Origin of the sequence: Mycolicibacterium duvalii, from assembly GCF_010726645.1 — a bacterium.
Lineage (GTDB): Bacteria > Actinomycetota > Actinomycetes > Mycobacteriales > Mycobacteriaceae > Mycobacterium > Mycobacterium duvalii.
Genome location: NZ_AP022563.1, coordinates 2,459,570 through 2,482,686, shown reverse-complemented (window position 1 = coordinate 2,482,686; position 23,117 = coordinate 2,459,570). Strand labels below are relative to the sequence as shown.

Genomic DNA, 23,117 nt, shown 5'->3' with positions numbered 1-23,117 from the left:
ACGCCGCCGGTCACCGGGCGTCCACCTCGGCGAACACCTCACGCGCCAGCCGGAAGCTGTCGACCGCAGCCGGAATCCCGGCGTAGACCCCGACCTGCAGGAAGACCTCACGAATCTCTTCGCGGGTGACCCCGTTGGTCAGGGCTGCGCGGACGTGGGTGCGCAGCTCGTGCGGACGGTTGAGCACCGCCAGCATGGCCAGGTTCAGCATGCTGCGCGTCTTGTGGGTCAGGCCGTCGCGGCCCCACACCGCGCCCCAGCAGTACTCGGTGACCAGATCCTGCAGCGGCCCCGAGAAGTCGTCGGCCTGGGCGGCGGCCTTCTCGACATACTCGGCGCCGAGCACCGCGCTGCGGATCGCGCGTCCCGTCTCGTAGGTGTGCTCGTCCACCGGGGCCTCCGTTCGATCGACAGTTCCGAGGACCGAAGCTACCGTCGACGCCGTCTCGGCTACCCGGTGTAGGTGTCCGGGTCGGGACGGAAGCGGGTGCCGTCGTCGAGGCCGTTGAGCGCGGTCATCTGCTCCTCGGTGAGCTCGAAGTCGAACACCTCGAGGTTGGCCTTGATGCGCTCCGGTGACGACGAGCGGGGGATGACGGCGTTCCCGAGCTGCAGGCTCCAGCGGATCAGGACCTGCGCCGCGGTCTTGCCGTGCGCCTCGGCGACGCCGGCGACGGTGGGGTGATCGAGCAGGCGGCCGACCCCGAGCGGGCCGTAGGCCTGGGTGACGATTCCTTGCTCGGCGTTGACCGCACGCAGGTCGGCCTGGTTGAGCAGCGGGTGCAGCTCGATCTGGTTGACCGCGGGGGTGAAGAACGACAAGTTGATGATGTCGTCGAGGTGGTGGGCGTGGAAATTGCACACTCCGATGGACCGGGTGTCGCCGAGTTCCTTGGCCTTCATCAGCCCGCCCCAGCTGTCGATGTACTTGCCCTGCTCACCGGCCGGCCAGTGGATGAGATAGAGGTCGACGTAGTCCAGACCGAGCCGCTCCAGGCTCGCCTTCAGCGCGTCGCGGGAGGCGCTGAACCCCAGATCCTGCGGTGACAGCTTGGTGGTGACGAAGATTTCCTCCCGAGCCACGCCGGAGGCTTTGATCGCGCGGCCGACGGCGGCCTCGTTGCCGTACGCCTCCGCGGTGTCGATCAGGCGGTAACCGGCTTCGAGCGCGGCCGTGACGGCGCGTTCGGTGTCGGATTCCGACAGCTCACCGACGCCGAGGCCGATCACCGGCATCGTGTGGTCGTCGTTGAGAGTCACGGTGGGAATCGCAGCCGCCGAAGTCATGTCACCTTCTTCTCTGAAGTGGAATGCTCGCGATGACTATATTGCCGCCACTCATACCCACCTAATCAGCGCGCGGTACCCGCCACGCCGTAGGCTGACGCCGACCGTGCGCCCGGCGCGGCCGCTCGCCGCAGGCCCGCTGCCGGACGGCACGCGCGACGACCGGATTCGGGAGGGAACGCCATGACCGCCGCGGAACAGATCAGCGTCGGACCGTCCGCAGTCAAGCTCTCGGTCAAAGACACCGTCACCAACAAGATCGCCGGGTTGACCCTGCGCGGGATGCCTTACATTCCGCACGGCCTCAAGCGCCTGGCGCTCGGTGGGCGCGCGGTGGTCATCGACGGCAACACCCTCGACACCACCATGCAGCTGATGCTGGCCGGACAGAAGGCGATGGGCATCGACGGCTTGGTCGCCGACGACGACCCGGTGCTCTCACGGGCCCAGCTGGAGGTGCTGGCCGCCGGCTACCGGCAGCAGATCCCGGTGCCCGGGGTGAGCGAGTTGACCGTCGACGGTGCGCACGGGCCGCGCGCGGCCCGCCACTACCGAACCGACGAACCGGATGCTCCGCTGCTGGTGTTCTTCCACGGCGGCGGCCACGTCATCGGCAGCATCGACTCACACGACGACCTGTGCCGGGAGATCTGTCGCACTGGACGCGTCCACGTCCTGTCCGTGGACTACCGGCTGGCCCCGGAACACAAGGCGCCCGCCGGCGCCGAGGATGCCTACGCCGCGTATCTGTGGGCTGTCGAACACGCGGCCGGGCTGGGTGCCGATCCGAAGCGCATCGCCGTCGGCGGCGACAGCGCCGGCGCGAACCTGTCGGCGCTGGTGGCGCTGCGCGCGCGCGACGAGGACGCCCCCCGCCCCGCCTTGCAGCTGCTGTTCTACCCGGTCACCGACTACGTCGGGCACACCCGGTCGAAGACCCTCTTCGCGCACGGGTTCTTCCTGACCCAGCACGACATCGACTGGTTCACCGGTCACTTCCTCGACGGATCCGAACTGGCCGCCGACGATCCGCGGGTGTCCCCGCTGCTGGCCGACGACCACTCGGGCCTGGCCCCGGCGCTGCTGATCACCGCGGGCTTCGATCCGCTGCGCGACGAGGGCCGCAGCTACGCCGACGCGCTGCGCCGGGCGGGCACCCCGGTCGACTTCCGGGAGTACGGCTCGCTGGTCCACGGGTTCGCCAACTTCTTCCCGCTGGGCGGGGGCAGCGCCACCGCGATGGCCGAGATCATCTCGGCGCTGCGCGCGCATCTGGCCCACGCCGGATAGGGGCGGCCGCGCGCGCCGGTACGCTGTGCATCGTGGCGACCAAACCCAAGAAGAACGCACGGTATGACCTGAAGGCAGCCGACCGGAAACGCAATCTGTTCGTCCAGATCGGTCTGACCTCGGTCGTGGTCCTCTTCGCCGTCGCGCTGGTCCTCTACATCGTGATGTCGGCCGACGACAAACCCACCGCCGGCGAGTCGAAGTCGATCCGGGTGGCGTCCAACAGCGTCATCACCAAGGAAGGCACCGACGAGCCGAAGGCCGTGGTGTCGATGTACGAAGACTTCCTGTGCCCACACTGCGGCGCGTTCGAGCAGCAGTTCGGCCCGACGATCAACAAGCTCGTCGACGCCGGCGTGATCGCCGCCGACTACTACATGGTCGGCATCCTGGACCGGCCGCAGAACAAGAATTACCCGTCGCGAGCCGGTGGCGCGGCCTACTGCGTCGCCGACGAGTCCGTCGACGCGTTCCGCCGCTTCCACGCCGCGCTCTACGCCCAGCAACCCGGCGAGATGGGCAGCAACTACCCCGACAACGCGCGGCTGATCGAGGTGGCCCGGCAGGCCGGCGCGGCTGGCACGGTCCCCGAGTGCATCAACAACGGCACCTACGTGGACATGGTCCGCGGTCTGGCCGCAGCCACCGGCATCCAGTCGACCCCGACCGTGCGCATCAACGGTGAGGACTATCAGTACAGCACCCCCGACGCGCTGGTCGCCAAGATCCGGGAGATCGTCGGCGACGTGCCCGGCCTCGAGGCTGCCCCGCCGGCAGCGGATCCGGTCCCCGCATCATGACCGTCACCGCGACCGACAGCGGCTCCGCGACCGGTTCGACGGTCGAGGAGCCGACGCCGGCCGCGGTCGGGCGCACCAGCGCGCTGGCGGTACTCGTCGCCGGGGTCCTGGGGTTGGCGTCGGCGCTGACCCTGACGATCGAGCGCATCGAGTTGCTGATCAACCCCGACTACATTCCGTCGTGCAGCATCAACCCGGTGCTGTCGTGCGGGTCGGTGATGATCACGCCGCAGGCCTCGCTGTTCGGCTTCCCCAACCCGCTGATCGGCATCGTGGCCTTCACGGTCGTGGTGGTCACCGGGGTGCTGGCGCTGGCGAAGGTGCAGCTGCCCCGCTGGTACTGGGCCGGCCTGGCCGCGGGCACCCTGCTGGGCGCGGTCTTCGTGCACTGGCTGATCTTCCAGAGCCTGTACCGGATCGGCGCGCTATGCCCGTACTGCATGGTCGTCTGGGCGGTGACCATTCCGCTGCTGGTCGTGGTGACGAGCCTCGCGGTGCGCCCGCAGATGTCGGGCAACCCGGTGCTGCGGACACTGCACACCTGGCGGTGGTCGCTGGTCGCGCTGTGGTTCACCGCCGTGCTGCTGCTGATCCTCGAGCGATTCTGGACCTACTGGTCGACTCTGATTTGATGACGATGGGGCGACGGTTAAGGTGAACCGTGGCCGGTCGGATCTCGAAAGTCCTCGTCGCCAATCGCGGTGAGATTGCCATTCGCGCGTTCCGCGCCGCCTTCGAGATGGGGATCGCGACAGTCGCGGTCTATCCGTACGAAGACCGCAATTCCCTGCACCGCCTCAAGGCCGACGAGTCCTATCAGATCGGCGAGACCGGGCATCCGGTGCGGGCCTATCTGTCTGTCGACGAGATCATGCGGGTCGCCACCGAAGCCGGAGCCGACGCCGTCTACCCCGGGTACGGCTTCATGTCGGAGAACCCGCAACTGGCCGCAGCCTGCGCCGCGGCCGGCATCACCTTCGTCGGGCCGGGCGCCGACGTCCTCGAACTGACCGGCAACAAATCCCGGGCCATCGAGGCCGCACGCGCGGCCGGCCTTCCGGTGCTGGCGTCGTCGGAACCGTCGTCCTCGGTCGACGAGCTCATGGCGGCGGCCGAGACGATGGAGTTCCCGCTGTTCGTCAAAGCGGTGTCCGGTGGTGGCGGCCGCGGTATGCGCCGGGTCGCCGAGCGCGCCACACTGGCCGAAGCCATCGAGGCCGCCAGCCGGGAGGCCGAATCGGCGTTCGGCGACCCGACGGTCTACCTCGAACAGGCGGTGCTGCGCCCCCGCCACATCGAGGTGCAGATCCTCGCCGACACCGCCGGCGACGTGATGCACCTGTTCGAGCGGGACTGCAGCGTGCAGCGCCGGCACCAGAAGGTCATCGAGCTGGCGCCGGCACCGAACCTGCCGGCGGAGTTGCGCACCAGGATCTGCGACGACGCCGTCGCCTTCGCCCGGCAGATCGGCTACACCTGTGCCGGCACCGTGGAGTTCCTGCTCGACGAGCGCGGCCATCACGTCTTCATCGAGTGCAATCCGCGCATCCAGGTCGAGCACACCGTCACCGAGGAGATCACCGACGTCGACCTGGTCGCCGCCCAGCTGCGCATCGCCTCCGGTGAAACGCTGGCGGACCTCGGGCTCAGCCAGGACATGCTGACCATCCGCGGGGCGGCCATGCAGTGCCGCATCACCACCGAAGACCCGGCCAACGGGTTCCGCCCCGACACCGGCCGCATCACCGCCTACCGCTCTCCGGGCGGCGCCGGTATCCGGCTCGACGGCGGCGCGCACCTGGGCGCCGAGATCGGTGCCCACTTCGACTCCATGCTCGTCAAACTCACGTGCCGCGGGCGAGATTTCGGTGCCGCGGTCGCCCGCGCGCATCGTGCGCTGGCAGAGTTCCGGGTGCGCGGAGTGTCGACCAACATTCCGTTCCTGCAGGCTGTCATCGACGATCCGGACTTCCGGGCCGGAAAGGTCGACACCTCGTTCATCGACGACCGGCCCTACCTGCTGACGGCCCGCACGACCGCCGACCGCGGCACCAAGATCCTGACCTACCTGGCCGACGTCACGGTCAACCAGCCGCACGGACCGCGACCGTCGTCGGTCTACCCGCAGGACAAGCTGCCCGACATCGACCTCGACACCATGCCACCGCGCGGGAGCAAGCACCTGCTCTCCGAGGTCGGCCCGGAGGCCTTCGCACGCTGGATGCGCGAATCCCGCTCGGTCGGGGTCACCGACACCACCTTCCGCGACGCCCACCAGTCGTTGCTGGCCACCCGTGTCCGCACCTCGGGCCTGCTGACGGTGGCGCCCTACATCGCGCGCCTGACACCGCAGCTGTTGTCGATCGAGTGCTGGGGCGGAGCGACCTACGATGTGGCGCTGCGCTTCCTGAAGGAAGATCCCTGGGAGCGGCTGGCCGCCCTGCGCGAAGCGGTGCCCAACATCTGTCTGCAGATGCTGCTGAGAGGCCGCAACACCGTCGGCTACACGCCGTATCCGGAATCGGTGACCCACGCGTTCGTCCAGGAAGCCACGGCGACGGGAATCGACATCTACCGCATCTTCGACGCGCTCAACAACGTCGACTCGATGCGTCCGGCCATCGATGCGGTGCGCGAAACCGGCAGCGCGGTCGCCGAAGTCGCGATGAGCTACACCGGCGATCTGTCGGACCCCGCGGAAACGCTGTACACGCTGGACTACTACCTCAAGCTCGCCGAGCAGATCGTCGAGGCCGGTGCCCACGTGCTCGCGATCAAGGACATGGCCGGGCTGCTGCGGGCGCCGGCCGCGGCGACTCTGGTCAGCGCGCTGCGCAGCCGTTTCGACCTGCCGGTCCACGTGCACACCCACGACACCCCGGGTGGTCAGCTGGCCACCTACCTGGCGGCCTGGCAGGCCGGGGCCAGTGCCGTCGATGGGGCGGCGGCACCGCTGGCAGGTACCACCAGCCAGCCGGCCCTGAGCTCGATCGTGGCCGCGGCCGCGCACACCGAGTACGACACCGGGCTGTCGCTGCCGGCGGTGTGTGAACTGGAGCCCTACTGGGAAGCGCTGCGGAAGGTGTACGCCCCGTTCGACGTCGCCGCGGCCGGTCCGCCGACCCCGACCGGGAGGGTGTACCGGCACGAGATTCCGGGCGGGCAGCTTTCGAATCTGCGACAGCAGGCGATCGCGCTGGGGCTCGGCGACCGTTTCGAGGACATCGAGGCGGCCTACGCCGGCGCCGACCGCATCCTCGGTCGCCTGGTGAAGGTGACGCCGTCGTCGAAGGTCGTCGGCGACCTGGCGCTGGCTCTGGTCGGTGCAGGCGTCACCGCAGACGAATTCGCCGCGGAACCCGACCGTTTCGACATTCCCGACTCGGTGATCGGCTTCCTGCGGGGTGAACTGGGCGATCCGCCGGGCGGCTGGCCCGAACCGCTGCGCAGCAAGGCGCTGGCCGGCCGGGCGCCGGCGAAACCGCCGACGGAGTTGAGCGCCGAGGACGAGAATCTGCTGTCGCAGACCGGACCGAAGCGGCAGGCCACCCTGAACCGCCTGCTGTTCCCCGGCCCCACCAAGGAGTTCGAGGCCCACCGCGAGTCCTACGGCGACACGTCGAGCCTGTCGGCCAACCAGTTCTTCTACGGGCTGCGCCACGGCGACGAGCACCGGGTGACCCTCGAGCGGGGCGTCGAGCTGATCATCGGTCTCGAGGCGATCTCCGACGCCGACGAGCGCGGCATGCGCACGGTGATGTGCATCATCAACGGTCAGCTGCGCCCCGTGGTGGTCCGCGACCGCAACGTGGTCAGCGAGGTACCGGCTGCCGAGAAGGCCGATCGCAAGAATCCCGACCACGTGGCCGCACCTTTCGCCGGAGTGGTGAGTATCAGTGTTGCCGAGGGGGATTCGGTGGCCGCCGGGCAGACCATCGCGACCATCGAGGCGATGAAGATGGAGGCGGCGATCACCGCGCCCAAGGCGGGCACCGTCGAACGCGTCGCCGTGGCGGGCGCCGCCGCCGCGGTCGAGGGTGGCGACCTGCTGGTGGTGGTGAGCTGAGCCGAATCGTCGCCGGCGCCTTCGGGGGACGACGAATCACGGTGCCGCAGCACAAATCCGGGCGCGGCACCCGGCCCACCACCGACCGGGTGCGCGAATCACTGTTCAACCTGCTCTCGGCGCGTATCGACTTCACCGGGCTGCGGGTACTCGACCTCTACGCGGGCAGCGGCGCGCTGGGGCTCGAGGCGGCCTCGCGAGGCGCGGCCTCGGTCCTGTTCGTCGAAGCGGATTCCCGGGCCGCGGCGGTGATCGAGCGCAACGTCGCTGCGTTGGGCGCCGACGGTGCGGTGGTGCGGCGCGGCGCGGTGAGCACCGTGCTGGCCACCGCGACGGCCCAACCGGCGGACCTGGTGCTCGCCGACCCGCCCTACGAGCTGTCCAATGCCGAGGTGGAGGCGATGCTGGGCGCGCTGACCGACCACGGATGGACATCACCGGGAAGCATCGTGGTCGTCGAGCGGCCCGCCGGCGGTGCGGAACTGGCCTGGCCTCCGGCATGGGCGAGGTGGAAGTCCCGTCGCTACGGCGACACCCGGGTCGAAATGGCGCAGCGCCGCTGACTCCACCGCGCCCCGGCGCGCGGCTGCTAGCGTCGTGGCCCATGAGCGGAGCGGTGTGCCCCGGATCGTTCGACCCGGTGACTCTCGGACACATCGACGTCATCGAACGTGCCGCCGCGCAGTTCGATGAGGTCCTCGTCGCGGTCCTGGTCAATCCGAACAAGAAGGGCATGTTCAGCACCGAAGAGCGGTTGGCGATGATCGAGGAGTCGACAGCTCATCTGCCCAACGTGCGGGCCGAGTCGGGGCAGGGCCTGGTCGTCGACTTCGCCCGGGCGCGCGGGCTGACCGCGATCGTCAAGGGGCTGCGCAGCGGCACCGACTTCGAGTACGAACTGCAGATGGCGCAGATGAACAAGCACGTCGCCGGTGTCGACACGTTCTTCGTCGCCACCGCGCCGGGCTACTCGTTCGTGTCGTCGTCGTTGGCCAAGGAGGTCGCCACCCTCGGCGGCGACGTCTCCGACCTGCTGCCCGGTCCCGTCAATGCGCGGCTGCAGGACAAACTGCGCGGTTAGCGCCTTTACCGCCGTGCGGTTCGGACTGACATAATGTCGGGAACAGACCACAGCGTGCACCGGTAGCGGAGTAGAGGGCGACACACCGGGGCGGGAAAGCCCAGTCACAGCCGTAACACCAGGCACACTAGTCACTAACAACTACGCCTGGAGGGTGTCACCGTGTACCGAGTTTTCGAAGCGCTCGACGAGTTGGGTGCCATCGTCGAAGAAGCCCGCGGAGTGCCGATGACGGCCGGCTGCGTGGTGCCCCGCGGCGACGTCCTGGAACTGATCGACGACATCAAGGACGCCATCCCGGGCGAACTGGACGACGCCCAGGACGTCCTCGACGCCAGGGACACCCTGCTGCGTGAGGCCAAGGACCACGCCGAGTCCACGGTGTCGACGGCCAACGCCGAGGCCGACTCGATGGTCAACCACGCCCGGGCCGAGGCGGACCGGCTGCTGGCCGACGCCAAGGCGCAGGCCGACCGGATGGTGGCCGAGGCGCGGACCCACAGTGAGCGCATGGTCGCCGAGGCGCGCGAGGAGGCCGCCCGCATCGCGGCGACCGCCAAGCGGGAGTACGAAGCGAGCACCGGCCGGGCCAAGTCCGAGGCCGACCGGCTGATCGAGAGTGGAAACCTCGCGTACGAGAAGGCTGTTCAAGAAGGCATCAAGGAGCAGCAGCGGCTGGTGTCGCAGACCGAGGTGGTGGCCACCGCGACCGCCGAGGCCACCCGGATGATCGACACCGCCCACGCAGAGGCCGACCGGCTGCGCGGTGAGTGCGACATCTACGTCGACAGCAAGCTTGCCGAGTTCGAGGAGTTCCTCAACGGCACGCTGCGCTCGGTCGGCCGGGGCCGGCACCAGTTGCGCACCGCCGCGGGCACCCACGACTACGTCTCACGCTGACCGCGCGCCCGGCCTGACCGCCGCTGACCCCGGTCGGCGCCTCACCGTACGATGACGCACATGGCGAGGCACGCGCGCGCGGCGGCTCGGGGGTCACGGTCGCCGCTGGTGATCGATGTTTCACGGCTCGGTCGGCGGCCGGGCTCGATGATGACGGTGCAGACCACGGTGCCGAGCCCGGTCCGGATCGGGCTGGAACTCATCGCCGTCGACAAGGACGCACCTCTGCAGCTGGACCTGCGACTGGAATCGGTGTCGGAGGGCGTGCTGGTGTCGGGGACGGTGTCGGCGCCGACGACCGGCGAATGTGCGCGCTGCCTGACGGCGCTGCGCGGTGATGTCGCAATCGACCTGACCGAGCTGTTCGCCTACCCGGCCAGCGCCACCGACGAGACCACCGAGGACGACGAGCTGCCGCGGGTCACCTCCGACGGCGGCGCTGACACGGTGAACCTGGAGCAGTCGGTCATCGACGCGATCGGGCTGGTGCTGCCGTTCTCGCCGGTATGCGACCCCGACTGTGCCGGCTTGTGCCCCGAGTGCGGCGTGCCGTTGGCGACAGCCGAGCCGGGCCACCACCACGACACGATCGACCCGCGGTGGGCGAAACTGGCCGCCCTGCGCGAGCAGATCGGCGACGACTCGTGACGATGGACCGCGCGCCCCTGCTCAAGGCGCTCGGCGTCGACCTGCCCGACGACCTGCTCACCATCGCGTTGACCCACCGCAGCTACTCCTACGAGAACGGAGGTCTGCCCACCAACGAGCGCCTTGAGTTCCTCGGCGACTCGGTGCTCGGGCTGACCATCACCGAGGAGCTCTACCACCGCCATCCCGACCGTTCCGAGGGCGATTTGGCCAAGCTGCGCGCCAGCATCGTCAACACCCAGGCGCTGGCCGACGTCGGCCGCAACCTCTGTGAGCACGGCTTGGGCGCCTATCTGTTGCTGGGCAAGGGCGAGGAGAACTCCGGCGGCGCCGACAAGTCGAGCATCCTGGCTGACGGCGTCGAATCTCTGCTGGGCGCGATCTATCTGGAGCACGGGGCGGTCGTCGCCAAGGAGGTCATCCTGCGGCTCTTCGCAACGCTGCTCGACACGGCCCCGACGCTGGGGGCGGGCCTGGACTGGAAGAGCAGCCTGCAGGAGCTCACGGCGTCGCGCGGTCTGGGGGTGCCGACCTATCTGGTCACCTCCACCGGTCCCGACCACGACAAGGAGTTCACCGCCACCGTCGTCGTCGCCGAGGCGGAGCGCGGCACCGGTGTCGGCAGGACCAAGAAGGAAGCCGAACTCAAAGCCGCCGCGGCCGCGTGGAACGCGCTCAACGACGCGTGACTGGCGGGCCTGCACACGATGCCTGAACTTCCCGAGGTCGAGGTCGTCCGCCGGGGCCTGGACCGCCACGTGATCGGCAGGACGATCACGGCCGTGCGGGTGCACCATCCACGGGCGGTGCGCCGCCACGATGCCGGCCCGGCCGACCTGACCGCGCGCCTGCTGGACACGACGATCACCGGAACCGGCCGGCGGGGCAAGTATCTGTGGCTGACCCTCGGGCCGGACGCCGCGCTGGTCGTGCATCTGGGGATGAGCGGACAGATGCTGCTGGGCCCGGTCCCGAACGAGAACCACCTGCGCATCGCCACGCTGCTCGACGACGGCACGACGATGAGCTTCGTCGACCAGCGCACCTTCGGCGGTTGGGTGATCGCCGACATGGTGACCGTCGACGGCACCCCGGTCCCGGTGCCGGTGGCCCACATCGCCCGCGATCCGCTGGACCCGTTGTTCGACCGGGAGGCGGTCGTGAAGGTGTTGCGCGGCAAGCATTCCGAGATCAAACGCCAGCTGCTGGACCAGACCGTCGTCTCCGGTATCGGCAACATCTACGCCGACGAAGCGCTGTGGCGGGCGAAGGTCAACGGGGCGCGGCGGGCTTCGGCGCTGTCGCGGCCCAAGCTGCGGGAGTTGCTCGACGCCGCCGCGGCGGTGATGACCGACGCGCTGGGGCAGGGCGGCACCTCGTTCGACGCGCTCTATGTCAATGTCAACGGCGAGTCCGGTTACTTCGACCGGTCGCTGGACGCCTATGGCCGCGCGGGTGAGCCGTGCCGGCGCTGTGGAGCAGTGATGCGCCGCGACAAGTTCATGAACCGCTCGTCGTTCTACTGCCCGCGCTGCCAACCGCGCCCCCGCACCTGAGTACCCCGGCGGACGAGTATTCCGGGCTGCGATCCGGCCGTCCCCACGACCGGGAATTCTGTTCCGCGGGGAGTCGAACCCAGCGGAGGTTGTAGAAAAGAGCCATGACCGAACTGTGGGTGGAGCGCACCGGGGTGCGTCGCTATACGGGGCGCAGCTCGCGCGGCGCGGAGGTGCTGGTGGGCTCGGAGAGTGTCGAGGGGGTGTTCACCCCGGGCGAGCTGCTCAAGATCGCGTTGGCCGCCTGCAGCGGAATGGCCAGCGACCACCCGCTGCGGCGCCGTCTCGGCGAGGATTACCGGGCCACCGTGCGGGTCGCCGGTGCCGCCGACCGGGAGCAGGAGCGCTACCCGCACATCGACGAGGTGCTCGAACTGGACCTGTCATCACTCGACCCGCAGGAACGCGCACGGCTGCTCACCGTGGTCGAGCGCGCCGTCGACCAGGTGTGCACCGTGGGACGCACGTTGAAAAGCGGTACGGAAGTGACATTTGAGGTTAAAGATGTTGGCCGACAGTGACGTCCGCCTGGACGCGTGGGTGCACGGACATGTGCAGGGAGTGGGTTTCCGCTGGTGGACGCGCTCGCGCGCGCTCGAACTGGGGCTGACCGGGTTCGCGGCCAACAAACCCGACGGTCGCGTCCACGTGGTCGCCCAGGGGCCCCGAAGTGCTTGTGAGCAGCTACTGGACCTCCTGACCACCGGCGGGTCACCGGGTCGGGTCGACAAGGTGATCACCGACTGGTCCGAACCGGCCGACGCGATCGCGGGCTTCACCGAGCGCTGACGAACTCGGCGGTAGGGTTTGACGTCATGCATCTGAAGAGTCTGACGCTGAAGGGCTTCAAGTCCTTCGCCTCGCCGACGACTCTGCGGTTCGAGCCCGGCATCACCTGCGTGGTCGGCCCCAACGGTTCGGGGAAGTCCAACGTCGTCGATGCGCTGACCTGGGTGATGGGGGAGCAGGGCGCCAAGACCCTGCGCGGCGGCAAGATGGAGGACGTCATCTTCGCCGGGACGTCCTCGCGCGCGCCGTTGGGCCGCGCCGAGGTGACGCTGACGATCGACAACTCGGACAACGCGCTGCCGATCGAGTACTCCGAGGTGTCGATCACCCGGCGGGTGTTCCGCGACGGTGCGAGCGAATACGAAATCAACGGCAGCAGTTGCCGATTGATGGATGTGCAGGAGCTGCTGTCCGATTCGGGCATCGGCCGGGAGATGCATGTGATCGTCGGTCAGGGCAAGCTGGCCGAGATCCTGGAGTCCCGGCCCGAGGACCGCCGCGCCTTCATCGAAGAGGCTGCCGGCGTGCTCAAACACCGCAAACGCAAGGAAAAGGCGGTCCGCAAGCTCGATTCGATGTCGGCCAACCTCGCCCGGCTGACCGACCTGACCACCGAACTGCGCCGCCAGCTCAAGCCGCTGGGCCGGCAGGCGGAGATGGCCCGCCGCGCCCAGACCATTCAGGCCGACCTGCGCGACGCCCGGCTGCGGCTGGCCGCCGATGACCTGGTGGCCCGCCGAGCCGAGTTCGACGACAGCAACCAGGCCGAGACCGCGCTGCGCACCGAGCACGACCAGCTCAGCGAACGCCTGCAGGCCCGCACCGCCGAGCTGGAAGCCCACGAGGCCGCGGTCGAGGACCTCTCCGAACGCGCAGATGCCGCACAGCAGCGGTGGTTCCGGCTCTCCGCGCTGGCCGAGCGGGTGGGCGCCACGGTACGGATCGCCAGCGAACGCGCCCAGCATCTGGATGCCGAGCCGGAACGCTCTGGTGGACCCGACCCCGATGATCTGGAGGCGCAGGCCGACGCGGTCGCCGAGCAGGAGCGCCAACTGCTCCAGGAACTCGCCGAGTCCCGCGAGCGCCTGGACGCCGCCCGCGCCGAACTGGCCGAACGCGAGCAGGCGGCCGCGGAGGCCGAACGCGCCCACATGGCCGCCGCGCGGGCCGAGGCGGATCGCCGAGAAGGGTTGGCGCGGCTGTCGGGGCAGGTCGACACCATGCGCACCCGGGTGGAGTCGATCGACGAAACCGTTGCGCGGCTGTCGGCCGGGATCGACGAGGCCGCCCAGCGCGCCCAACATACCCAGGCCGAATTCGAAACCGTGCAGGGCCGCGTCGGCGAGCTCGATGCCGGCGAGGTCGGCCTCGACGAGCACCACGACCGCACGGTCACCGCGCTGCGCCTGGCCGACGAGCGCGTCTCCGAGCTGCAGGGCGCCGAGCGTGCGGCCGAACGGCGGGTGGCCTCCCTGCAGGCCCGCATCGACGCCCTGTCGGTCGGCTTGGAGCGCAGGGACGGCGCGGCGTGGCTGCAGGAGAACCTGGACAGCGCAAGGCTTTTCGGATCGATAGCGAACCTGGTGAAAGTGCGCCCCGGGCACGAGGCGGCCATCGCCGCGGTCCTCGGCGCAGCCGCCGACGCGCTGGCGGCCGAGGACAGCGGCGCCGCACGGGACGCGCTGGCCGCGCTGAAGTCCTCCGACGGTGGCCGGGCCACGCTGGTGCTCGGCGACTGGCCGGAACTCAGCACACCGGCGCCGTCCGGGGCGTTGCCCGCTGCGGCGCAGTGGGCCATCGATCTGGTCGACCCCGCGCCACGGGTGCGCGGCGCGATCACTGCGCTGCTTACCGGCGTGGCTGTGGTTCACGACCTCGGCCAGGCGCTGGAACTCGTTGCTGCACAACCACATCTGCGTGCTGTCACCGCCGAGGGCGACCTGGTGGGCGGCGGCTGGGTCAGCGGCGGTTCCGATCGCAAGCCCAGCACGTTGGAGATCACGTCGGAGGTCGACAAGGCGCGGACCGAACTCGTCGACGCCGAGCGCCAGGCCGCCGAACTGTCGGCGGCGCTGGCCGGGGCGCTCGATGAGCAGCGCGCCCGGCAGGACGCCGCCGAACATGCTCTGGCCGCCCTCAACGAGTCCGACGCGGCGATCTCGGCGATCTATGAGCAACTCGGCCGGCTCGGGCAGGAAGCGCGGGCCGCCGACGACGACTGGCAGCGGCTGATCAAACAGCGCGAGGAGCTCGAAGCGGGCCGCGACCGCACCGTCACCGAACTGCGCGAGCTCGAGCAGCGGCTGCTCAACGCGCAGCAGGAGCCGATGTTCGAAGCCGAGCCGGTCGACCGGCAGGAGAGGGGCGCGGCCGCGGAGGCCGCGCGGGCCGCCGAGGTGGAAGCGCGGCTGGCGGTGCGCACCGCCGAGGAGCGCGCCAACGCTGTACGCGGACGGGCGGATTCGCTGCGCCGGGCGGCGACCGCCGAGCGGGAGGCGCGGGTCCGCGCCCAGCAGGCACGCGAGGCCCGGGCGCGGGCGGCGGCAGTGGCGGCCGCCGTGGCCGACTCCGGGCGGCTGGTCGCTGCCCGGCTGACCGCCGCGGTGGCGGTGGCCTCACAGATCCGCGACGAGGTGGCCGCCGAACGCCAGGTGCGCGCCGGCGCGCTGAGCGCTGCCCGCGAGGAGGTCAACGACCTGACGACGCGGGTCGGCGCGCTGACCGACGCACTGCACCGTGACGAGGTAGCCAAAGCGCAAGCCGCCCTGCGGATCGAGCAACTCGAAGAGCAGGTGCTCGAGCAGTTCGGCATGGCTGTCGACGATCTGATCGCCGAGTACGGGCCCGCGGTCCCGCTGCCGCCGACGGAGCTGGAGATGGCCGAGTACGAGCAGGCGCGCGAGCGGGGGGAGCAGGTCACCGCCCCCGCTCCGATGCCGTTCGACCGCGCGGCTCAGGAACGCCGTGCCAAGCGCGCCGAACGCGAACTCAAGGAACTCGGCCGGGTGAACCCACTGGCGCTCGAAGAGTTCGCTGCGCTCGAAGAGCGGTACAACTTCCTGTCCACCCAGCTCGAGGACGTCAAGGGGGCCCGCAGGGACCTACTGGACGTGATCGCCGAGGTCGACACCCGCATCCTGCAGGTGTTCACCGAGGCCTACTCCGACGTGGAACGGGAGTTCTCCCAGGTGTTCTCGACGCTGTTCCCGGGCGGCGAGGGCAGGTTGCTGCTCACCGACCCCGGAGACATGCTCACCACCGGCATCGAGGTGGAGGCCCGCCCGCCGGGCAAGAAGATCAAACGCCTGTCGCTGCTGTCCGGCGGGGAGAAGTCGCTGACAGCGGTGGCCATGCTGGTGGCGATCTTCCGCGCCCGGCCGTCCCCGTTCTACGTGATGGACGAGGTCGAGGCCGCGCTCGACGACGTCAACCTCCGGCGCCTGATCAGCCTGTTCGAGCAGCTGCGGGAGCGTTCGCAGCTGATCGTCATCACGCATCAGAAGCCGACGATGGAGGTCGCCGACGCGCTGTACGGCGTGACGATGCGTGGTGACGGCATCACCACGGTGATCTCGCAGCGGTTACGCGGCCACGAATTGGTGGCCAGCCCGTCCTGACCCGCCGAGGTCAGTCGATCTCGACCACGCCGTGGCGGCGCAGCTCGGCGAGATCGGCGGCGCCGCATCCGTGCAGACAGACCAGGAGCTCGTAGAGAAAGTCCTGCAGCCAGTCGACCACCGCGGCCACCGACTCGATCGCAGGCGCGAGCAGCGGCCGGGCGACGGCGACCACCGTGGCGCCCATCGCGAGGGCCTTGGCCGCGTCCATTCCGGTGCGGATGCCCCCGGAGGCCACCAGGGGCATCGCGGGCAGGGCGCGGTGCACCTCGCAGAGCGCCTGGGCGGTGGGGATGCCCCATTCGGCCAGCGCCGGGTAGCGCACCTCGCCGTAGCGGACGTATTGCTCGATGCGGGCCCACGAGGTGCCGCCGGCCCCGGCGACGTCGACGGCGGCGATCGGGAAACCGGCCAGTTCGGCGGCGGCCGCGGCACCGAAGCCGTGGCCGACCTCCTTGACCATGACCGGGCAGCCGATCTCGCCGATCACCTCCCGCAGGCGGCCCAGTGAGCCGGAGAAGTCGGTGTCGCCGTTGTGCTGCATCGCCTCCTGCAGCGGGTTGGTGTGCACGGCCAGCGCGTCGGCGCCCACTCTGCCCAGGGCACCGGTCAGGCCGGGCACCGCCGCGCGATTCAGCTGGGCCATGCCGATGTTGCCGATCAGCAGCACATCGGGGGCGGCCTCGCGGACGTCGAAGCTGACCCCGGCCGCGGTGTCGTCGATCATCACCCGCTGCGAGCCCAGCATCATGCCGAGGCCGAGCTGCTGCGCGGCGGCGGCCAGGTTGCGGTTGATGATCCCGGACAGTTCCGCTCCGCCGGTCATCGCGCCGATCAGCACCGGGGCTCGCAGCCGGCGCCCCAGGAACTCGGTGCCGAGATCGATGGCCTCGAGGTCGGTCTGGGTCAGCGCGTTGTACGGCAGCCGGTAGCGCTCGAATCCGGTGGTCACGGTCTGGTAGTCGACCGGTTCGGTCAGGCACACGTCGATGTGGCGGCGTTTGCGGTGGGCGAGGGACGCCACGGGGTCGAAGGTCATCGCGGGCGGCCCTGCGACAATGGCGGGGTGACTGAGAGTATCGGGCTGGGCCTGTGGATCGCCATCGCGGTCATCGCTGTACTGCTGATCGTTGCGCTCGTCGTCGGCCTGATGCGGTACCGGCGCCGCCGCATCAGCTTGAAGGCTCCAGACACCGCCACTCCCGTCGATCGTTCCGGCGGCTACACCGCATCGTCGGGCATCTCATTCACCTCGTCGGCACCGGCTCAAACCCCACCGTCCGCGCCGCCGGCACCGGAGCGCATCGACACCACCGGTCTGCCCGCCATCGGCGATGATGCCACCATTCCCCGGGACGCACCGAAACGTCCGATCGCCGACGTCCGACTTCCCGAGCCGCCGGCCCCGCGCGCCGCCCCGCCGGCCCCGCCATCCGCGCCGGAACCCGTGGCCGAGCCCGCGCCGGAACCCGAGCCCGCGCCGGAACCCGAGCCCGCGTCGGAGTCCGCCGAGCCCGTGGTCGCGGCCACCGAGGCCGTCGCGCCCGACGTCGAGTCCATCGCCCCGACAGAGGGGCGGCTGGACCGGCTGCGGGGCCGGCTGGCCCGGTCGCAGAACACGCTCGGCCGCAGCATGCTCGGCCTTCTCGGCGGCGGTGACCTCGACGAAGACTCCTGGGAGGAGGTCGAGGACACCCTGTTGATCGCCGACCTCGGGCCGGTGGTCACCGAGTCGGTGGTTACCGCGCTGCGCAGCCGGATGGCCAGCAGCCGGGTGCGCACCGAGGCCGACGCCCGGGCGGTGTTGCGCGAGGTGTTGATCGCCGAGTTGCGCCCCGACCTGGACCGGTCCATCCGCGCGCTGCCACACCAGGACAAGCCGTCCGTGCTGTTGGTGGTCGGGGTCAACGGCACCGGCAAGACCACCACGGTGGGCAAGCTGGCCCGGGTGCTGGTCGCCGACGGACGCCGGGTGGTCCTCGGTGCCGCCGACACGTTCCGCGCCGCAGCCGCCGACCAACTCCAGACGTGGGCGGCCCGGGTGGGCGCCCAGGTGGTCCGCGGCCCCGAGGGCGCCGACCCCGCGTCGGTGGCGTTCGACGCCGTCGACACCGGTATCGCCTCCGGGGCCGACGTCGTCGTCATCGACACCGCCGGCCGTCTGCACACCAAAACCGGCCTGATGGACGAACTGGGCAAGGTCAAGCGCGTGGTGGGCAAGCGCACCGCAGTCGACGAGGTCCTGCTGGTACTCGACGCGACGATCGGCCAGAACAGCCTGCCGCAGGCGCGGGTCTTCGCCGAGGTCGTGGACATCACCGGGGTGGTGCTGACCAAACTCGACGGCACCGCCAAGGGTGGAATCGTGTTCCGGGTGCAACAGGAGCTCGGCGTGCCGGTGAAGCTGGTGGGACTCGGCGAGGGGCCCGACGATCTCGCTCCGTTCGAGCCGGCGGCCTTCGTCGACGCCCTGCTCGGGTGAGCGAGCGGCGCCCGCCACACGCCGCCGACAGCGCGCACGCGACGCGGCGCTGTGATGGACGGACCGGCGGCGATGTGCGGGCCGTACGGACGAAACACGAGCGTAACGACTTCCGCGCGTCCGTTCACCCAGGCGAAACACTCCTGAATCACCGGGGAAACGCGCTGCACAGAGTCTCTTCGGGAGGCCGATCCGCGTCGGCCGTCATCCCAAGGAGGTTCACACAAAGTGGCATTCGGCTTACATGATGTGGTCTCGGCCCTGCCGGACGACCAGTTCCTGCCGTTCGGGCCTGAGGGCCTGAGCGCAGGAGACACGGCGTGGGTGCTCACATCCGCCGCGCTGGTACTGCTCATGACACCCGGTTTGGCGTTCTTCTACGGCGGCCTGTCCCGGCAGAAGTCCGTCCTCAACATGATGATGATGTCGTTCGGCTCCATGGGCCTGGTCAGCGTCATCTACGTGTTGTGGGGCTACTCGATGTCGTTCGCGTCGGCACACACCGGCGAGAGCGACATCCTCGGCATCTTCGACAACCCCTTCGCACTCTTCGGCGTCAGTCAGCTCACCGAGGTCCGGGAGGTCGACGGTGTCGACACCTTCGTGCTCGGCGGCTTCGGAACCGTGCCCGCCATCGTCTGGGTGGCATTCCAGCTGACCTTCGCCGTCATCACGGTCGCGCTGATCAGCGGTGCGGTCGCCGAGCGGATGAAATTCGGCACCTGGCTGCTGTTCGGCGGCATCTGGGTCACCCTGGTGTATTTCCCTCTGGCCCACATGGTCTGGGGTGGCGGCCTGCTGTCGGGGTCGGAATCGGGGATCGCGGCCAAGCTGTTCGGCGTCGATGACGAAGGCGTGGCCAACGTTTCACCGATCGACTTCGCCGGCGGCACCGTCGTGCACATCAACGCCGGTATGGCCGCCCTGGTGCTGGCGCTCCTGCTGGGCAAGCGCACCGGTTTCGGCCGGACCGCGTTCCGCCCGCACAACATCCCGTTCGTGATGCTCGGTGCCGCGCTGCTGTGGTTCGGCTGGTTCGGCTTCAACGTCGGCTCCGAAGGCGCCGCCGACATGCTCGCCGGTGCGGTGTGGGTCAACACGACCGCCGCGACCGCGGCCGCGATGCTGGCCTGGTTGCTCGTCGAGCGTATCCGCGACGGGCACGCCACCAGCGTCGGTGCAGCCTCGGGCATCGTCGCCGGGCTGGTGGCCATCACGCCGGCGTGCGGATCGCTGAGCGCCATCGGCTCGTTGATCCTGGGTGCGGTGGCAGGTGTGCTGTCGGCGCTGGCCATCTCGCTGAAGTACAAGTTCGGTTACGACGATTCGCTCGACGTGGTCGGCGTGCACCTGGTCGCCGGCCTGTGGGGCACCGTGGCCATCGGCTTCCTGGCCACTGAAACCGGGCTGTTCTACGGTGGGGGGATCGAGCAACTCATCGTGCAGATCGTCATCGCCGCAGTCGCTGTCGTGTTCACCGGTGTGATGACCGCGATCATCGCGTTCATCGTCAAGCCCCTGGGATGGCGGGTGTCCAAGGAAGACGAGGACACTGGTATCGATGAGACCGAACATGCCGAAACGGCTTACGAGCTCGCCTGAGCGGCGACAATTTCCTCGGAAGGGATCGACTACATGAAGCTGATTACCGCGATCGTCAAGCCGTTCACGCTGGAGGATGTCAAGACCGGTCTCGAACAGACGGGCATTCTCGGAATGACCGTCAGCGAAGTCCAGGGCTACGGTCGCCAGAAGGGGCACACCGAGGTGTACCGGGGGGCGGAGTACTCCGTCGACTTCGTCCCGAAGGTGCGCGTGGAGGTCGTCGTCGAGGACGCCGCCGTCGACAAGGTGGTGGACGTGATCGTCCAGGCAGCGCGCACCGGCAAGATCGGCGACGGCAAGGTCTGGGTCAGTCCCGTCGAGACCGTCGTCCGGGTACGCACGGGCGAGCGGGGGGCCGACGCGCTGTAGATGACGCTCACCGATTGAGAACTCGTCTCCCGGCAGCACCGCCGACGGAGCGCTGGATCGTCAAGTGCCGGGAGGACACCTCATGAGCAAGCACACACAGCCCGCTGCCGGGCCCCCGCACTGGGAGCGCCCGGCGGCGGGTTCTTCCCGTCCTGCAACCGATCTCACCGCGGCAGCCCAACAACTACTCACCGGCAGCAATCGCCAGCTCGACGCCGCGGCGCTGCGCCGCGCGTTGCTCGACCTCTTCGACTTCTGGCTGACCACCAAGGCGGCCGAGATCGGGATCACCGCGACCAGCGGGTTCGCCATCATCGCCACGGGCGGGCTGGGGCGCGGTGAGCTTCTCCCGTACTCCGACCTCGACCTGATGCTGCTGCATGACAACATGCCGCCCGACGTGGTCGGAGAGGTCGCCGAGCTGCTCTGGTACCCGTTGTGGGACGCCAATATTCGACTCGATCACAGCGTCCGCACGGTGCCCGAGGCGCTCAAGGTCGCCGGTGAGGACATCGCGGTCGGCCTGGCCATGCTCGATGCGCGCCACATCGCCGGCGACGCCGACCTGTCGGCACTGCTGATCGGCGGGGCCCGCCGCCAGTGGCGCACCGGGATCGCCTCACGGTTCGACGAGCTCGTCGAGCACACCCGTGCCCGCTGGCAGCGCAGCGGCGAGATCGCGCACCGCGCCGAGCCGGATCTCAAATGCGGCAGGGGAGGCCTGCGCGACGTGCAGCTGCTCAACGCGCTGGCCATCGCCCAGCTCGCCGACGTCTATCCCAGCCGGTCGCTGGCATCGCCGACCGAATCGCTTGGAGAGGCCCATCTTTCGTTGCTCAACGTGCGCACCGAGCTGCACCGGGTCGCCGGTCGGGGCCGGGAACTGCTGTTGGCCCAGCACGCCGACGAGATCGGTGCGGCGCTACGGATCGGGGACCGCTTCGATCTGGCCCGCATGCTCTCCGATGCCGCCCGCACCGTCAGCTACTACGTCGACGCCGGAATTCGCACCGCGGCCAACGCGCTGCCGCGGCGCGGACTGGCGGTGTTGCGCCGGCCGGTGCGGCGCCCGCTCGACGAGGGCGTGATCGAGTTCAACGGCGAGGTCATCCTGGCCCGCGACGCCCGCCCCGAGCGCGACCCCGGACTGATCCTGCGGGTGGCCGCGGCGTCGGCGGTGACCGGACTGCCGATGGCGTCGTCGACGCTGAGCCGGCTGGTGGAGACGGCGCCGGAGTTGCGCGCCCCGTGGCCCCGACAGGCGCTCAAGGACCTGTTGGTGATGCTGGGCGCCGGGCCGTCGGTGGTCGCCACCATCGAGGCGCTCGACCGCACCGGTCTGTGGGGCCGGCTCTTCCCGGAGTGGGGCGCGGTACGCGACCTGCCGCCCCGCGACGTCGTGCACATCTGGACCGTGGACCGTCATCTGGTCGAAACCGTATCCCGCGCAAGTGCTTTGACCACCAGGGTGTCGCGGCCGGATCTGTTGGTCCTGGGGGCGCTGGTGCACGACATCGGGAAGGGGCGCGGCGGCGACCACAGCATCATCGGCGCGGAGCTCGCCACGCAGATCGGTAATCGCCTGGGCCTGTGGCCGTCGGACATCGACATTCTCTCCGCGCTGGTGCGCCACCATCTGTTGTTGGCGCATACCGCCACCCGCCGTGACCTACAGGACCCGCGCACCATCGCCACTGTCGTCGACGCGCTCGGCGGGGACCGCACGGTGCTCGAGCTGTTGCACGCGCTGGCCGAGGCCGACTCCCTGGCCACCGGGCCCGGGGTGTGGGGTGACTGGAAGGCGTCGCTGATCGGTGATCTGGTCCGGCGCTGCCGATTGGTGATGGCCGGCGAACCCCTGCCCGAACCCGACCCCATCGATCCGCGCTTCGTCGCCATGGCCGCCGGGTCCGGGGTGCACGTCGAGCTCGTCGCCACCGACACGCCGCACATCTATCAGGTCACGATGATCGCCCCGGACCGCCGCGGCGTGCTGTCCAAAGCCGCCGGCGTGCTGGCCCTGAACTCGCTGCGGGTTCATTCGGCCTCGGTCAACGGATGCCACGGGGCGGCGGTGAACACCTTCGTGGTCTCCCCGCACTTCGGCAGTCCGCCGGCCGCCGAGCTGCTGCGGCAACAGCTCATCCTGGCCATCGACGGAGAGTTCGACGTGGTGGGCGCACTGGAGAAGAAGGGCGCCGATGCGACCACGGCCGGGCGGGTCGGCGAGGTGCGCCCGGCGGTGCCGGCCGACGCGCCGGTGGCCCCGCCACGGGTGCTGTGGCACGGCGGGGCCGGTACCGCCCAGCTGATCGCCGAGGTCCGGGCCGCCGATCGGGCAGGTCTGCTGTCGGCGCTGACCGCGGTCTTCGAACGGGCCGGCGTCGACATCGCCTGGGCAAAGGTGACCACCCTGGGTTCGGCGGTGGTCGACGTTTTCGGCCTCGTCCTGCCCGAGGGGTGGGCCGGGGGAGCATCGGCGGAGTCGCAGCGCCCGCACCTGGAGCGTCAGCTCCTGGCGGTACTGCCGGCTCCGCCGCCCAAGCCGGTGCAAGAGGCCGGCTGAGCCGGCCGGGCGGGCGGCGGTCGGACACCGTTCGCGGTGAGGGCATGCGCCGCCAAGTAGG

20 protein-coding genes are annotated in these 23,117 nt (G+C 69.8%); 17 read left to right on the top strand and 3 right to left on the bottom strand.

Features of this window, described 5'->3' with window-relative positions:
- Positions 1-10: 10 nt before the first annotated feature.
- Both G6N31_RS11690 and G6N31_RS11685 read right to left on the bottom strand, forming a co-directional pair.
- Entirely contained in the window at positions 11-391 is a 381-nt protein-coding gene (locus G6N31_RS11690) for a carboxymuconolactone decarboxylase family protein (RefSeq protein ID WP_098004456.1), read from the bottom strand.
- Between the two features lie 59 nt (positions 392-450).
- Positions 451-1,287 (bottom strand): aldo/keto reductase, encoded by an 837-nt coding sequence (locus G6N31_RS11685; RefSeq protein WP_098004455.1) that lies wholly within the window; start codon positions 1,285-1,287, stop codon positions 451-453.
- Between the two features lie 282 nt (positions 1,288-1,569).
- Here G6N31_RS11685 and G6N31_RS11680 point away from each other — a divergent pair, with 282 nt between their 5' ends.
- The 13 genes from G6N31_RS11680 (at position 1,570) to smc (ending at position 16,034) form a co-directional block, all read left to right on the top strand.
- Positions 1,570-2,577: an alpha/beta hydrolase gene (locus G6N31_RS11680; protein WP_234815390.1), complete on the top strand. Its 1,008-nt coding sequence runs from the start codon at positions 1,570-1,572 to the stop codon at positions 2,575-2,577.
- A gap of 32 nt (positions 2,578-2,609) precedes the next feature.
- A complete protein-coding gene (locus G6N31_RS11675) occupies positions 2,610-3,377 on the top strand; it encodes a DsbA family protein (protein WP_098004453.1) in 768 nt (255 codons plus the stop codon).
- The gene (locus G6N31_RS11670; protein ID WP_098004452.1) at positions 3,374-4,009 is read left to right on the top strand and encodes a vitamin K epoxide reductase family protein; all 636 of its coding nucleotides are present in this window, start codon (positions 3,374-3,376) and stop codon (positions 4,007-4,009) included. Before G6N31_RS11675 ends, G6N31_RS11670 begins: the two co-directional genes overlap by 4 nt.
- Before the next feature lie 29 nt (positions 4,010-4,038).
- Positions 4,039-7,443, top strand: coding sequence for a pyruvate carboxylase (locus G6N31_RS11665; protein ID WP_098004451.1), 3,405 nt, complete (start codon positions 4,039-4,041; stop codon positions 7,441-7,443).
- The gene (rsmD, locus tag G6N31_RS11660; protein WP_098004476.1) at positions 7,440-8,006 is read left to right on the top strand and encodes a 16S rRNA (guanine(966)-N(2))-methyltransferase RsmD; all 567 of its coding nucleotides are present in this window, start codon (positions 7,440-7,442) and stop codon (positions 8,004-8,006) included. The genes G6N31_RS11665 and rsmD overlap by 4 nt, the downstream gene beginning before the upstream one ends.
- A 41-nt stretch (positions 8,007-8,047) precedes the next feature.
- Positions 8,048-8,524: a pantetheine-phosphate adenylyltransferase gene (gene coaD / locus G6N31_RS11655; protein WP_098004450.1), complete on the top strand. Its 477-nt coding sequence runs from the start codon at positions 8,048-8,050 to the stop codon at positions 8,522-8,524.
- Between the two features lie 162 nt (positions 8,525-8,686).
- Complete coding sequence (gene sepIVA / locus G6N31_RS11650; protein WP_098004449.1) at positions 8,687-9,424, top strand: cell division protein SepIVA; 738 nt, start codon at positions 8,687-8,689, stop codon at positions 9,422-9,424.
- Positions 9,425-9,484: 60 nt separating this feature from the next.
- Positions 9,485-10,072 carry a YceD family protein gene (locus G6N31_RS11645; RefSeq protein WP_098004475.1) on the top strand — a complete coding sequence of 196 codons (588 nt, stop codon included), beginning with the start codon at positions 9,485-9,487 and terminating at the stop codon, positions 10,070-10,072.
- Positions 10,069-10,761 carry a ribonuclease III gene (gene rnc, locus G6N31_RS11640; protein ID WP_098004448.1) on the top strand — a complete coding sequence of 231 codons (693 nt, stop codon included), beginning with the start codon at positions 10,069-10,071 and terminating at the stop codon, positions 10,759-10,761. Before G6N31_RS11645 ends, rnc begins: the two co-directional genes overlap by 4 nt.
- Before the next feature lie 18 nt (positions 10,762-10,779).
- Entirely contained in the window at positions 10,780-11,628 is an 849-nt protein-coding gene (gene mutM / locus G6N31_RS11635; RefSeq protein ID WP_098004447.1) for a bifunctional DNA-formamidopyrimidine glycosylase/DNA-(apurinic or apyrimidinic site) lyase, read from the top strand.
- 104 nt (positions 11,629-11,732) lie between these two features.
- On the top strand, positions 11,733-12,149 hold the full coding sequence (locus G6N31_RS11630; protein WP_098004446.1) for an OsmC family protein: 417 nt from the start codon (positions 11,733-11,735) through the stop codon (positions 12,147-12,149).
- Positions 12,133-12,417 carry an acylphosphatase gene (locus G6N31_RS11625; protein ID WP_098004445.1) on the top strand — a complete coding sequence of 95 codons (285 nt, stop codon included), beginning with the start codon at positions 12,133-12,135 and terminating at the stop codon, positions 12,415-12,417. Before G6N31_RS11630 ends, G6N31_RS11625 begins: the two co-directional genes overlap by 17 nt.
- A gap of 26 nt (positions 12,418-12,443) precedes the next feature.
- Positions 12,444-16,034, top strand: a complete 3,591-nt coding sequence (smc, locus tag G6N31_RS11620) for a chromosome segregation protein SMC (RefSeq protein ID WP_098004444.1) — start codon at positions 12,444-12,446, stop codon at positions 16,032-16,034.
- Between the two features lie 10 nt (positions 16,035-16,044).
- Here the strand turns inward: smc and fni are convergent, their stop codons facing one another.
- A complete protein-coding gene (gene fni, locus G6N31_RS11615; protein WP_098004443.1) occupies positions 16,045-17,073 on the bottom strand; it encodes a type 2 isopentenyl-diphosphate Delta-isomerase in 1,029 nt (342 codons plus the stop codon).
- Between the two features lie 27 nt (positions 17,074-17,100).
- Between fni and ftsY the strand changes: the two genes are divergently transcribed.
- The 4 genes from ftsY to G6N31_RS11595 all read left to right on the top strand — a co-directional run bounded on the left by ftsY (position 17,101) and on the right by G6N31_RS11595 (position 23,056).
- Complete coding sequence (gene ftsY, locus G6N31_RS11610) at positions 17,101-18,516, top strand: signal recognition particle-docking protein FtsY (protein WP_098004474.1); 1,416 nt, start codon at positions 17,101-17,103, stop codon at positions 18,514-18,516.
- A 249-nt stretch (positions 18,517-18,765) separates the two neighbouring features.
- Positions 18,766-20,118 (top strand): ammonium transporter, encoded by a 1,353-nt coding sequence (locus G6N31_RS11605; protein ID WP_098004442.1) that lies wholly within the window; start codon positions 18,766-18,768, stop codon positions 20,116-20,118.
- 33 nt (positions 20,119-20,151) lie between these two features.
- Positions 20,152-20,490 carry a P-II family nitrogen regulator gene (locus tag G6N31_RS11600; RefSeq protein WP_014815171.1) on the top strand — a complete coding sequence of 113 codons (339 nt, stop codon included), beginning with the start codon at positions 20,152-20,154 and terminating at the stop codon, positions 20,488-20,490.
- Positions 20,491-20,572: 82 nt separating this feature from the next.
- A complete protein-coding gene (locus tag G6N31_RS11595) occupies positions 20,573-23,056 on the top strand; it encodes a [protein-PII] uridylyltransferase (RefSeq protein ID WP_098004441.1) in 2,484 nt (827 codons plus the stop codon).
- Positions 23,057-23,117 lie beyond the last annotated feature (61 nt).

Bases quoted from the DNA above. Each gene is read 5' to 3' on its own strand.
- G6N31_RS11685 (WP_098004455.1), bottom strand. From the start codon at position 1,287: ATGACTTCGGCGGCTGCGATTCCCACCGTGACTCTCAACGACGACCAC.
- G6N31_RS11680 (WP_234815390.1), top strand. From the start codon at position 1,570: ATGCCTTACATTCCGCACGGCCTCAAGCGCCTGGCGCTCGGTGGGCGC.
- G6N31_RS11670 (WP_098004452.1), top strand. From the start codon at position 3,374: ATGACCGTCACCGCGACCGACAGCGGCTCCGCGACCGGTTCGACGGTC.
- coaD (WP_098004450.1), top strand. From the start codon at position 8,048: ATGAGCGGAGCGGTGTGCCCCGGATCGTTCGACCCGGTGACTCTCGGA.
- G6N31_RS11645 (WP_098004475.1), top strand. From the start codon at position 9,485: ATGGCGAGGCACGCGCGCGCGGCGGCTCGGGGGTCACGGTCGCCGCTG.
- mutM (WP_098004447.1), top strand. From the start codon at position 10,780: ATGCCTGAACTTCCCGAGGTCGAGGTCGTCCGCCGGGGCCTGGACCGC.
- G6N31_RS11630 (WP_098004446.1), top strand. From the start codon at position 11,733: ATGACCGAACTGTGGGTGGAGCGCACCGGGGTGCGTCGCTATACGGGG.
- G6N31_RS11625 (WP_098004445.1), top strand. From the start codon at position 12,133: ATGTTGGCCGACAGTGACGTCCGCCTGGACGCGTGGGTGCACGGACAT.
- smc (WP_098004444.1), top strand. From the start codon at position 12,444: ATGCATCTGAAGAGTCTGACGCTGAAGGGCTTCAAGTCCTTCGCCTCG.
- fni (WP_098004443.1), bottom strand. From the start codon at position 17,073: ATGACCTTCGACCCCGTGGCGTCCCTCGCCCACCGCAAACGCCGCCAC.
- G6N31_RS11600 (WP_014815171.1), top strand. From the start codon at position 20,152: ATGAAGCTGATTACCGCGATCGTCAAGCCGTTCACGCTGGAGGATGTC.
- G6N31_RS11595 (WP_098004441.1), top strand. From the start codon at position 20,573: ATGAGCAAGCACACACAGCCCGCTGCCGGGCCCCCGCACTGGGAGCGC.